Source organism: Pseudomonas lini (assembly GCF_001042905.1).
GTDB classification, from domain to species: domain Bacteria; phylum Pseudomonadota; class Gammaproteobacteria; order Pseudomonadales; family Pseudomonadaceae; genus Aquipseudomonas; species Aquipseudomonas lini.
This window is the reverse complement of record NZ_JYLB01000001.1, coordinates 847,561-860,068: the sequence shown is the minus strand read 5'-3', so window position 1 is coordinate 860,068 and position 12,508 is coordinate 847,561. Positions and strand designations below refer to the sequence as shown.

Here is a 12,508-nt window from a genome sequence, read left to right as displayed (position 1 = left end):
TGAGGCGTCCTGGTTGTGAGCTATCTCTGACAATTCCAACAAAGAGAGAGGCAATACCAATGGGTGTGTATGACTACAAGAACTTCGATACAGCAGACTCCAAGGCGTTGTTCAGCGACGCCATGGCGATCACGCTGTATTCCTATCACAACCTCGACAACGGTTTCGCCACCGGTTACCAGCAGAACGGCTTCGGCCTGGGCTTGCCGGCAACCCTGGTCACCGCGCTGATCGGCGGCACCGATTCCCAGGGCGTCATCCCCGGCATCCCGTGGAACCCCGACTCGGAGAAAGCCGCACTTGAAGCGGTGCAAAAGGCCGGCTGGACGCCGATCACCGCCGCGCAACTGGGCTATGACGGCAAGACCGACGCTCGTGGAACCTTCTTCGGCGAGAAGGCCGGTTACACCAGCGCCCAAGTGGAGATCCTCGGCAAGTACGACGCCCAGGGGCATCTCACCGAAATCGGCATCGCCTTTCGCGGCACCAGCGGCCCGCGAGAAATCCAGATCGGCGACTCCATCGGCGACGTGATCAACGATCTGATGGCCGCGCTAGGGCCCAAGGATTACGCAAAAAACTACGCGGGCGAAGCCTTCGGCAATTTGCTCGCTGACGTTGCAGCATTTGCCCAGGCCAATGGCTTATCGGGCAAGGACGTGCTGGTCAGCGGCCACAGCCTCGGCGGATTGGCGGTCAATAGCCTGGCGGACTTGAGCAGCGATAAGTGGTCCGGGTTTTACCAGGACTCCAACTACATCGCTTACGCCTCGCCGACCCAAAGCAGCACCGACAAAGTGCTGAACATCGGTTATGAAAACGATCCGGTATTCCGTGCCCTCGATGGCTCGTCGTTCAACCTGTCCTCGGTAGGCGTGCACGATGCCGCCAAGGATTCGACGACCGATAACATCGTCAGCTTCAACGACCACTACGCCTCGACGGCGTGGAATGTGCTGCCGTTCTCGATCCTCAACATTCCCACCTGGATTTCGCACCTGCCAACCGCTTACGGCGACGGCATGAACCGGGTGATGGAGTCGACGTTCTACGACCTGACCAGCAAAGACTCGACCATCATCGTCGCCAACCTCTCGGACCCGGCGCGCAGCAACACCTGGGTCCAGGACTTGAACCGCAACGCCGAAACCCACAAGGGCAGCACCTTCATCATCGGCAGCGACGGCAATGACCTGATCCAGGGCGGCAAGGGCAACGACTACCTGGAAGGCCGCGACGGTAACGACACCTTCCGCGATGGCGGTGGCTACAACATTCTGTTGGGCGGCAAGGGCAGCAACGTTTTGGACCTGCAGCAGTCGGTGAAGAACTTCGTCTTCGCCAATGACGGTGCCGGCAACCTGTACGTGCGCGACGCCAATGGCGGCATCAGCATCACCCGTGACATCGGCAGCATCGTCACCAAGGAGCCGGGTTTTCTCTGGGGCGTGTTCAAGGATGACGTGACCCACAGCGTCACCGCCAATGGCCTTGCGTCCGGCGGCAACCTGACCCAGTACGCCTCAAGCGTGAAGGGCACGATCGGTGCCGACACCCTCAACGCGCACGCAACGGGTGACTGGATGTTTGGCTTCGATGGCAACGACCATTTGCTCGGCAGCACCGGCAACGACGTGTTTGTCGGCGGGGCGGGCAACGACCTGATGGAGTCGGGCGGCGGAGTCGATACGTTCCTGTTCAGCGGCGCGTTTGGCCAGGACCGGGTGGTGGGTTATCAAGCCAACGACAAACTGGTGTTCCTCGGGGTTCAGGGCGTTTCGCCGAACGATGATTATCGGGCCCATGCCACGGCGGTGGGGCAGGATACGCTGCTGACGTTCGGCAGTGATTCGGTGACCCTGGTGGGTGTCGGGCTGGACAGTTTGTCCGGTAGCGGGATTGTGATCGCCTGAGTTTAGCGGGGCACCTGTCAGGGCCCTATCGCGGGCAAGCCCGCTCCCACAGTGGTTGGTGATGTTCACAAAATCTGTGTCCGCATCAAATCCCTGTGGGAGCGGGCTTGCCCGCGATGAACGATAACGCGGTAAACCTGCCTGTCTACGTGACCCGTCGGTCACCCTCGAACTCCAATACCTGCACCAACAGGAACTGGCACTAAACCATCAGCCCATTCGCGCGTTATACTATAACGCAGGTGCTGCATGCCGCCATTGAGTACAGGAGATTTTGCAACGTGAGTAACAGCAAGAGGTTCACCTTCGGTTTGGCGCTGGCCTTGTTATCGGCAACCGCCGCCGCAGAACTGCCTCAAAGCTCGATTCTGACCCGTTACGGGGTCACCTCCGATCAACTGCCGAAACCGGCGGCGATCGAAACCACCAAACCCGCCAAGCCCATCGAAGAAAAAAGCCGCTTTCAGGTCCAGCCGGAACAGCCTTGGGTGACAGTGCGCCTGGGCGACGGCAAACAACCGGAGAAGACCGGCAATATCAGCATTGATCGTTCAATGCAGCAGGAACGGGAGCGTTGCCAGCGGATGCAGGAACGACTGATCGGGCGCGCAGGGCCGTCCTTCTCCTGCGATAACAGCATTCCAGGGACTCACTGAGCAATGACCGAAACGGGCGTTGCCAGGCTAAAGAAACAGAGCCGAGCCCACTGACCACCACATGAGTGACTGATATGACCCTATCCACAAGCGTGGCCGGGCAGGCGGGAAGTGTTTCTTCTGCGCTTGCCTCCAGCGCTGCAAAAACCACCAGCCGGATGCTCGCCATCGATGCCCTGCGCGGCTTCGTCATGCTCTGTATGCTGGTCGACCATGTGCGGGAAACCTTTTTGCTGCACCGTCAGGTGACCGACCCGATCGACGCCTTGAGCGTTACCCCGGACCTGTTCTTCACCCGACTGCTGAGCACAATCTGCGCCCCGGTGTTCATCTTCCTCACCGGTTTGTCGGCCTGGCTCTACAGCCAGAAACACACGGCCAACGAGACGTCGGTGTTCCTGCTCAAGCGCGGGCTGTTCCTGGTGTTTCTGGAGCTTACGTTCGTGTGCTTCGCCTGGAACGCCGAGTTCCCGCCCAAGACGTTGTGGTTGCAAGTGATCTGGTGCATCGGCATTTGCATGATCGCGCTCGCCGGGTTGCTGCACTTCAAGCGCGGTTGGTTGATCGTGCTCGGGGTAGCGATTGTCGCCGGGCACAACCTGCTCGACGGCGTGACCGTAGGGCCGGAGTCGCCGTTCTACGTGCCGTGGTCGATCCTGCATCAGCGGGTGTTCATCGACATCACCGAGTTCACTCGGGCTCGCACGACCTATCCGGTGTTGCCGTGGATCGGGGTGATTCTGTTGGGCTGGGCCATCGGGCCATGGTTCGGTAAGGACATGGAACCGGCCGAGCGGATTTCGCGGTTACTGAAAGTCGGCGTCGGCCTGCTGGTGGCCTTCGTGTTCATCCGCTACTTGAATGTTTATGGCGAGAAGCCTTGGGTGCAAACCGGTGAGTCGTTGCGCACTTTCATGAGTTTCCTGAGCGCGAAGAAGTACCCGCCATCGCTGATGTTCCTGATGCCGACGCTTGGCCTGGGGTTGATTCTTTTGGCGTTGTTCGAGAAAGCCCAGGATCGCTGGTCCACCGCGACCTTGGCGATCTACGGCGGTGCGCCGATGTTTTTCTATTTGCTGCACCTGTACGTGCTCAAGGCGATGTACCTGGTGGCCGTCGCGATTTGGGGCACCAATCAGGGCACTTATTATGGCTTCGATAACCTGCCCATGGTCTGGCTGTGGAGCGTGATCCTCGGGGTGTTGCTGTTCTTCCCGACGCGCTGGTTCGCCAATCTCAAGCAGCGCCGTCGCGACATCGCGATTCTCAAATATCTCTGATTGGCTGCCCGCGTTGACAACAACGCGGGCAACCAGGAAATCAGTCTTCCTTGCGAACCGTGGCCACTTCATCGGCCCGGACTTTAACCTTCGCCCCGGAAATATCTTCAAATTCGTAGAATCCATCCTCGGTCTTGGTGTTCGGCATGTCCTTGGTCAAATACTGAGTGCCGTTCTGCAGGGTCACGACCGTTGGCGTCGAGCAACCGGCCAGGGCCAGAAAGGCCGCTACTGCCAGGGGTAAACCCAGAGTCTTGATATTCATACACACCTCTCCATCACTCAAAAAAAACAGCACGAACGCCTCGCTCGAGATCGATCGTCACTGTGCCTCTAACGCGGTTGGTGCGATGGAATGGCAGAAAGTTCGATGGTCACCCGAAAATTGCCGAATAGCGTCGCCACTGATCCTTTTCCATTTGCACCGGGTGGGGCATAGCTGGTATCTGTACGCATAACCAGTACTCGCTTGCCATGGCCCTTTTGCCCGTGATTGTAAATCCTCTCGACGACCCGTTCTATTACTTGAACAACTTCATGCAAGTGCTTGATTGGCTTGAGCATCGTTATGCCGATGTACTCAGCATCGAAGAACAGGATTTCATCCGCGACTTCAATCGACTGCCCCGCGAGTCCCAGGCCTTGCTGGTCAGACTGGTGATGCGCAAGGGCGTGCATTTCAGGGCGGGTAAACTGAGTTACGTCGAGATCGGCGACATCGACAGTGCTGCGGCGCCGCTGTTGGCATCGGGCTGGGTCGATGAGCAGTCGTCATTGCACATCGAGGACTTGTTCGAGGTGCTGCTCAAGGCCGAGATTCTCCAGTGCTTTGGCAGCGCCATCGATCAGCCCAAAGGTAAAAAGACCGATTGGCTGCCGGCCCTGAGCGAGCAGTTTCCCGAAGCGCAAAGTTTTGCCCAGTGGTGCCCGGCATTGAATGACCGGTTGTTCAGCCTGACCGTCATGGGCCTGTGCGACCGGCTGCGGCTGATGTTCTTCGGCAACCTTTACCAGGACTGGTCGGAGTTCGTGCTGGCTGACCTGGGCATCTTTACCTACGAAAAAGTCGAGTTCTGCGCCGAGTCCCGAGGGTTGCGCAGTCGCGAGGATGTCGATGCCTGCCTGTTCCTGCACAGCTGTCAGCAGCGTTTCGAGGCCGGTGAAGAGGTGGCGGCGATTGTCGAGCAGATCAACGGGCTGCAGCTCGGCAATCCCTGGCTGCAAAAACGTCGGGGCAAACTGCTGTTCCAGATCGGTCAGCACTGCGAGCGCGTCGCGGATTTTTCCACCGCCCTGAGCCTCTACCGCGAATGCGCCTACCCCGGCGCGCGTCTGCGGCTGATTCGCGTGCTGGAGCGCTGTGCTGAATACCAACTGGCGATGGACCTGGCCACTCACGCCGAGCAAGCCCCTGAAAGCGCCGCCGAGCATCAGCATCTATCGCGTGTGCTGCCCAGGCTGCGGCGCAAACTGGGCGGGCCGCCGATCAAGCGACCAGCCCCTCGGGCCATGCAGCGTCTGGACCTGCAACTGCCCCGGCACGATCCAGCGTTGTCGGTGGAGTCTTACGTTCAGGCGCACCTGGCAGACGATTCCGCGCCGGTGCATTACGTCGAGAACAGCCTGATCAACTCACTGTTCGGGCTGCTGTGCTGGCCGGCGATCTTCGCGCCGTTGCCGGGGGCGTTTTTTCACCCGTTCCAGCGCGGGCCGGTGGACCTGCTCAACGAGGACTTTCATGCACGGCGCGCGGAGCTGTTTCAGACCTGCCTCGCCGAACTCGATGACGGGCGTTATTTGCAAACGGTTCGCGAGCGTTACAGCGCCAAGTGGGGCGTGCAGTCACCGTTCGTATTCTGGGGCGCGCTGAGCGAGGAACTGCTGGAGCAGGCGCTCGATTGTCTGCCCGCCGAACACCTCAAGCACTGGTTCAATCGATTGTTGCTCGACATCAAGGCCAACCGCGCCGGCATGCCGGACCTGATCCAGTTCTGGCCGCAAGACAAAACCTACCGGATGATCGAAGTCAAAGGCCCCGGCGATCGGTTGCAAGACAATCAATTGCGCTGGCTGGAGTTCTGTCACGAGCACCAGATGCCGATCGCCGTGTGCTACGTGCAATGGGCGGAGCAGGGCGCGTGAGCTACAGCATTGCGGTGCGGGCGCTGTGTGAATTCACCGCCAAGGTCGGCGACCTCGACCTGCGCTTCACCCCGTCACCGACTGCGCTGGAAGGCATCGTCGGGCATCGCACCGTGGCGTCACGGCGCAGCGAGGGTTACCAGAATGAAGTCGCGCTTGAGGGCCAGTATCGAACCTTGACCGTGAAGGGCCGGGCGGACGGCTACGATCCGGCGCAAAACTGCCTCGAAGAGGTCAAAACCTACCGTGGCGACCTGAGCAAGCAACCGGCCAACCACCGCCAATTGCACTGGGCGCAGGCGAAGATCTACGGCGGGTTGATGTGTCAGAAACTGCAGTTGGAGCAGATTAATCTGGCGCTGGTGTACTTCGACATCGTCAGCGAAAAGGAAACCTGTCTGGTCGAGGCCTTCAGCGCCGCCGATTTGCAGCTGTTCTTCGAACACCACTGCGGGTTGTTCCTGCATTGGGCCGAGCAGGAAATGACCCATCGCGAAGGGCGCAATCTGGCGGCACAACGGTTGGCATTTCCCCATGCCGATTTTCGTCCCGGGCAACGGCATCTGGCTGAGTCGGTGTTCAAGGCTGTCAGCACCGGTCGGTGCCTGATGGCCCAGGCACCGACCGGTATTGGCAAGACCGTTGGCACGCTGTTCCCGATGCTCAAGGCGCTGGCGCCGCAACAACTGGACAAGGTGTTTTTCCTCACGGCGAAAACCCCGGGGCGCAAATTGGCGCTGGACGCCGCTCAGGTCATCCTCGACAGCGCCGACGCTCCACCGTTGCGAGTCCTCGAGATGATCGCCCGGGACAAGGCTTGCGAGCACCCGGACAAAGCCTGCCACGGCGAGTCGTGCCCGTTGGCCCAGGGTTTTTATGATCGTCTGCCGGCCGCGCGTCAGGCCGCCAGCCAACTGAGCCTGCTGAACCAGAGCGCCTTGCGCGAGGTCGCCCTGCAGCATGAGGTTTGCCCCTACTACCTGAGCCAGGAAATGGCCCGCTGGGCGGACGTGGTGGTCGCCGACTACAACTACTATTTCGACTTCAGTGCGTTGCTGTTTGGGTTGGCCCAGGCCAATAACTGGAAAGTCGCGGTGCTGGTGGACGAAGCCCACAATCTGGTGGAGCGCGGCCGGCAGATGTACAGCGCCAACCTTGACCAGGCGACGTTGAACAGCGTGCGAAAAACCGCGCCTGAGCCACTGAAGAGATCCTTGCAGCGGGTCAATCGCGAATGGAATGCCCTGCATGATCAGCAACTGAGCCCCTATCAGGCCTACGACAAAGCCCCGGAAAAACTGCTTCAGGCGCTGTCCTTATGCTGCGCAAGCATCGGCGACTACCTGAACGATCACCCTCAGGGCCTGGACAGCGGCTTGCAGGGTTTTTACTTCGACATGCTGCAATTCGGCCGCGTGGCTGAACTGTTCGATGAGCATTTCCTGTTCGACATCAGCAAACGCGACCTCGAGCGCAAGCGCAACCTGTCGCAGCTATGCCTGCGCAACGTGGTGCCCGCCGCTTTCATTCGCCCACGCCTGACTGCTGCGCGTAGCACCGTGCTGTTTTCCGCCACCCTGAGCCCTCGGCATTACTACGCCGATTTGCTGGGAACACCGACGAATACGGTCTGGATTGATGTGGAGTCGCCGTTCAGCGCCGAACAGCTGCAAGTGCACATCGTCAGCCAGATTTCGACCCGCTATGTCCACCGACAGGCTTCCCTTGAGCCTATCGTCGAGCTGATCGCCAAACAGTTCACCCAACGCCCCGGCAACTACCTGGCGTTTTTCAGCAGCTTCGATTATTTGCAGCAAGTGGCACAGTTGCTGGCCGAGCGGCATCCGCACATCACGCTATGGTCGCAGTCCCGGGGAATGGGGGAAGGGCCGCGTCAGGCGTTTCTCGATCAATTCACCGTCCATAGTCAGGGCGTAGGGTTTGCGGTGCTGGGTGGCGCATTCGGCGAAGGCATTGATCTGCCCGGCGCGCGGTTGATTGGTGCATTTATTGCCACCTTGGGGCTGGCGCAACTGAATCCGGTCAACGAACAGATGAAACAGCGCATGGCGGCGATTTTCGGTGCCGGGTATGACTACACCTACCTGTTTCCTGGCGTGCAGAAAGTGGTGCAAGCGGCAGGGCGAGTGATCCGCACTCAGCAGGATCAAGGGGTAGTGATGCTGATCGATGACCGGTTTGGCGAGAGCAAGGTCAAGCAATTGCTGCCGCGCTGGTGGTCGATGAAACCGGCGCTTTTTTAGCCTGCTGTGTAGCGCCCCCAAAGATCGCGTTTTTTTGAATTTCCAAACCTGCGGTTTGTCGCATACTCCAGAAGAACAACAACAAGGACAGGGATCCATGAGCGATGACCGGACCAGGATCAATAGCATCGAGGAGATGCGCTTTCGTCTGCTGATCGATGCTGTGATCGACTACGCGATCTACATGATTGACCCCGATGGCATCATCACCAGTTGGAACGCTGGCGCCAAGCGTTTCAAAGGGTATGAGGAAGCGGAAATTCTCGGTCAGCATTTCTCGCGTTTTTATACCGAAGAGGACCGCAAGGCCGGTTTGCCTCAACGCGCCCTTGATACCGCCATTCGCGAAGGACGTTTCGAGGGCGAAGGCTGGCGGGTTCGCAAGGACGGCACGCATTTCTGGTCCCACGTCATCATCGATCCCATTCTCGATCCGTCGGGCAGATTGCTGGGTTTTGCCAAGATCACCCGGGATCTGACCGACCGCAAAATGGCCGAAGAAACCCTCAAACAAAGTGAGCAGCAGTTCCGACTGCTGGTGCAAAGCGTCACCGACTACGCCATCTACATGCTCGCCCCGGATGGACGTGTGACCAACTGGAACCTGGGGGCCCAGCGAATCAAGGGTTACCGGCCTGAAGAAATCATCGGCCAACACTTCTCGCTGTTTTACACCCCTGAAGACCGCGAAGCCGGTGAACCGCAGCGGGCGCTGGACATTGCGATTCGCGAGGGGCGATTCGAAAACAAGGCCTGGCGCGTGCGCAAGGATGGCACGCGGTTTCTGGCACATGTCGTGGTCGACCCGATCAGGGGCGACACCGGCACGTTGCTGGGATTTGCCAAGATCACTCGGGATATTACCGAAGCGACACAAGCCCAACAGGTACTTGAGAAAACCCGCGAAGCATTGTTTCAGGCGCAGAAAATGCAGGCCATCGGCCAGCTCAGCGGGGGGATTGCCCACGACTTCAATAATCTGCTGACCGTTATTCTCGGCAATCTGGAAATCGTTCGTAAACGTGCGGTAGACGACCCGAGAATTACCCGTTTGCTCGACAACGCTACTCAAGGCGCCTTGCGTGGCGTTTCCCTGACCCAGCGTATGCTGGCGTTTGCCAGGCGTCAGGAACTCAAGACCGAATCGGTCGAGATACCGACGCTGATACAGGGGATTACCGGGCTGTTGCGCAGCTCTCTGGGGCCTGCGGTAATCATAGAAACCCGCTTTTCGCCTGAACTTGAACCGGCCATGGCCGACGTCAATCAGCTCGAACTGGCGGTGTTGAACCTGGCGACCAATGCCCGCGATGCCATGCCCGACGGTGGAAAACTTGTCATCAGCGCCCAAACCGAAGAAATCCACGATCAGCCGCAATTGTCCCTGGCGCCAGGCCGCTATGTCTGCCTGAGTGTCACGGATACGGGGGAGGGCATGGATGACGCTACGTTGGGGTCAGCAATGGACCCTTTCTTCACCACAAAAGGTGTCGGCAAAGGCACTGGCCTGGGGTTGTCGATGGTTCACGGGTTTACTGAACAACTGGGTGGGCGCTTCATCTTGAAAAGCCAGAAAGACGTCGGCACCACTGCCGAACTCTGGTTACCCGTTGCGCTAGCCAACTCGACCACTGAACCCGCTACCGAGGAGACAGCCATGTCGCGGGTGCCTCGTCTGTGTGTGTTGGTTGTGGACGACGATAGTCTGGTGTTGACCAGTACCAGCCTGTTGCTTGAGGACCTGGGTCATCGGGTGATCAGTGCAGCGTCGGGTGCACAGGCACTGGGGCTGTTCGACTGCGAGCACGACTTTGATCTGGTCATTACGGACATGGTCATGCCCAAGATGAGTGGCGAGCAACTGGCACAGGCTATTCGGGTGATAAGGCCACATCTGCCGATCATCCTCGCCACCGGTTACGCCGAGCGCCTGGAAGGCTTCGCGGCCAGACTTCCGCGCCTGTCGAAGCCTTTTACCCAACTTAATCTGGTGGAAGTTATTGCGCTGGCGATGAAGTGAGTCAGGTAGCGAAAATCCTGTAGGAGCGAGGCTTGCCCGCGAAGAACGATGACGCGTAATACCTGAAAAACCGCGGTGCATTCTTCGCGGGCAAGCCTCGCTCCTACAGGGTATGCGTCTTAACTCACCGCTATCAAGCAGCGAGATTGGGCGCGCCCAGCTCTTTTTTGTAGCGGGCTTTCAGGCTTTCCATCTCCGCACCCAATTCGTCGAGTGTCGTTTTGCCCAGTAGCTTTTTGGCCTGAGGAAACATTTCCTTTTCCTCTTCTTCAATGTGATGTTCCAGCAACTCCTTGACCACTTTCACTCGACCGGCAAATTCGAGGGTGGAAGGATCAGTGGTTTTCAGGTCTGGAAGCACCAGCGTATCGACGGTGCGATGTTCTTCCTTGGCTTCGTAATACATCACGTCCTGTTCCTTGCCCCCGGCTTTTTTATACGCCGGATACAAGACTTCCTCTTCCAGACGGGTATGGATCTTGATTTCCATTTCCAGTTTGGCCAGCAACTCAGTGCGCTTTTTAACCCCACGCTCGGTGGACTCGCTCAACTGGGCCAGGATGCCTTTTACGCGTTCATGGTCGGCTTTCAACAGGTCAATGGCGTTCATGGTCAAACCTCTTGTTTAGTCACGGGTCAGGCGCAAACGGTCTTCCTGCCGTTGTCGCTCACACTGCTGGAGCATTTCCCGTGCCTGTTTCAAAAATCCATAAAAAGCCAGTAAAAACAGATGGTTGTAATTGATTTGAGATGGCGTTTGTCGTGCAACCTGCATGAATATCCATTGCTGTTCAGTGCAGGTTGACCGAAGGAATGGTTTCGCCAAGGAAACCGTCAGACGTCCTTCTGATTGCGCCGCTCATAACGGGCCAGCATCGGTTGAGTACTGATGCCATGCGCCAGAATACTGAGCGCCACCACCGACAATGTCAGATCGGTGCACAGCGTCGCCGCCGCCGGACCGAGGTCATGGTTCAAGGCGTAGAACAGGTAATAAAAGCTCCCGATCCCGCGAATCCCGAACCAGCCGATCAACAGCCGCTGGCGACCGTCGAGCAAGCGCCCCCACGGCATGAGCCATACACACAAGGGGCGAATGGCACAGAACAACACCAGTGCAACCACCAACGCTCGCCAATCCCAATGGCCCACCAGCACCACGCCCAGCAGGGTGACCAGAAACACTTCCATGGCGCGTTCCACCAGACTGCCGAATGCCAGCATGTCGCCCATCATGATGCCCGCCGCGACTTGGGTTTCTGCCAAGTTCGTCACGTCGCCGTGGACGGCAGCCGCAGGTTCGACGTTCTGGTGGCCGACCACCGGTTGCACCAGATGCTCGGCGGGGATCCGCGCGTCGCCGGTGGATTTGACTTCGGCCTGCCGCAACCCCAGGCCGGCGGCGAATACCGACAAAAAGCCATAGGCATGTATCTCCTCGGCCGCGACATAAGCGAGGGCGATCAGGGCCAGGGTCAGATAATCGTTGGGAGAAATCGTGCTGTCGGCATTGCGGATGCGCATCGACAAGGTCAAGCGACCGATGCCATGGCCCATCCAGTAACCGATGAACAAACCGGCAGGCACGGCCCACAGCACACTTTTCAATGCCCACTCACCGAGCCAGGCGTCGCTATTGCCGCTCTGTTGCACAAACAACAAACCGAGGATCACGAAGGGGAAGGCGATGCCGTCGTTGAGCCCCGCCTCACCGGTGAGCCCGAAACGCACCGAATCGTAATCCCTGGCGTCGTTGACCTGTACCAGCGAGGCCAGTACCGGATCGGTGGGGGCCAGAATCGCCCCGATCAGCAGCGACGGCCCCCAGGCCAGGGCAAAACCGTAATGCAGTAGCAGGCAGACGCCAATGATGGTCAAGATCATCACCGGTCCTGCCAGGCCGAACGCCACCCGCCATCGAAGATCCTTCAGCGGCAGGCGCAATTTGAGTCCGCAGACAAACAGCGAAAAGAGCACCGCGACTTCCGTCAGGTGCTCCATCCAGATCGCCGCGTCCTTGATGTCCAGCTTCAGCAAGCCCAGGACCGCCGGACCGATCGCCACGCCCAGTGCCAGGCACACCGCCGAGGTGGTCACCGGCATCCAGCGCAGATAGGACGAGGTCAGTGCCAGGGTCAGCAGCACCGCCCCCAACACCGCCACCCATACAATGAAGCTCATGCCCGGTTCTCGGAGGTGTGCCGTAGACCGTCGAAGGATCGCGGGCTCAGGA

General features: G+C 59.0%; 9 protein-coding genes. 6 read left to right on the top strand and 3 right to left on the bottom strand.

The window, feature by feature from the left end:
- Positions 1-59 precede the first annotated feature (59 nt).
- The 3 genes from TU81_RS03785 to TU81_RS03775 all read left to right on the top strand — a co-directional run bounded on the left by TU81_RS03785 (position 60) and on the right by TU81_RS03775 (position 3,849).
- A complete protein-coding gene (locus tag TU81_RS03785; RefSeq protein WP_048393461.1) occupies positions 60-1,913 on the top strand; it encodes a polyurethane esterase in 1,854 nt (617 codons plus the stop codon).
- A gap of 281 nt (positions 1,914-2,194) precedes the next feature.
- Positions 2,195-2,569 (top strand): hypothetical protein, encoded by a 375-nt coding sequence (locus TU81_RS03780; RefSeq protein ID WP_048393459.1) that lies wholly within the window; start codon positions 2,195-2,197, stop codon positions 2,567-2,569.
- Between the two features lie 74 nt (positions 2,570-2,643).
- On the top strand, positions 2,644-3,849 hold the full coding sequence (locus tag TU81_RS03775; RefSeq protein WP_048393457.1) for a DUF1624 domain-containing protein: 1,206 nt from the start codon (positions 2,644-2,646) through the stop codon (positions 3,847-3,849).
- 40 nt (positions 3,850-3,889) lie between these two features.
- On the opposite strand, the gene TU81_RS03770 is transcribed toward TU81_RS03775, so the two are convergent.
- Positions 3,890-4,114 (bottom strand): YgdI/YgdR family lipoprotein, encoded by a 225-nt coding sequence (locus TU81_RS03770; protein ID WP_038983339.1) that lies wholly within the window; start codon positions 4,112-4,114, stop codon positions 3,890-3,892.
- A 209-nt stretch (positions 4,115-4,323) separates the two neighbouring features.
- On the opposite strand from TU81_RS03770, the gene TU81_RS03765 reads away from it, so the two are divergent.
- The 3 genes from TU81_RS03765 (at position 4,324) to TU81_RS03755 (ending at position 10,275) form a co-directional block, all read left to right on the top strand.
- The gene (locus tag TU81_RS03765) at positions 4,324-5,991 is read left to right on the top strand and encodes a VRR-NUC domain-containing protein (RefSeq protein WP_048393455.1); all 1,668 of its coding nucleotides are present in this window, start codon (positions 4,324-4,326) and stop codon (positions 5,989-5,991) included.
- The gene (locus TU81_RS03760; RefSeq protein WP_048393454.1) at positions 5,988-8,255 is read left to right on the top strand and encodes an ATP-dependent DNA helicase; all 2,268 of its coding nucleotides are present in this window, start codon (positions 5,988-5,990) and stop codon (positions 8,253-8,255) included. The genes TU81_RS03765 and TU81_RS03760 overlap by 4 nt, the downstream gene beginning before the upstream one ends.
- Positions 8,256-8,352: 97 nt before the next feature.
- Positions 8,353-10,275: a hybrid sensor histidine kinase/response regulator gene (locus tag TU81_RS03755; RefSeq protein WP_048393451.1), complete on the top strand. Its 1,923-nt coding sequence runs from the start codon at positions 8,353-8,355 to the stop codon at positions 10,273-10,275.
- Between the two features lie 133 nt (positions 10,276-10,408).
- Here TU81_RS03755 and TU81_RS03750 read toward each other — a convergent pair whose 3' ends face one another.
- Entirely contained in the window at positions 10,409-10,885 is a 477-nt protein-coding gene (locus tag TU81_RS03750; protein WP_038983335.1) for a hemerythrin domain-containing protein, read from the bottom strand.
- Between the two features lie 224 nt (positions 10,886-11,109).
- Positions 11,110-12,456, bottom strand: a complete 1,347-nt coding sequence (locus TU81_RS03745; protein WP_038983334.1) for a cation:proton antiporter — start codon at positions 12,454-12,456, stop codon at positions 11,110-11,112.
- Positions 12,457-12,508 lie beyond the last annotated feature (52 nt).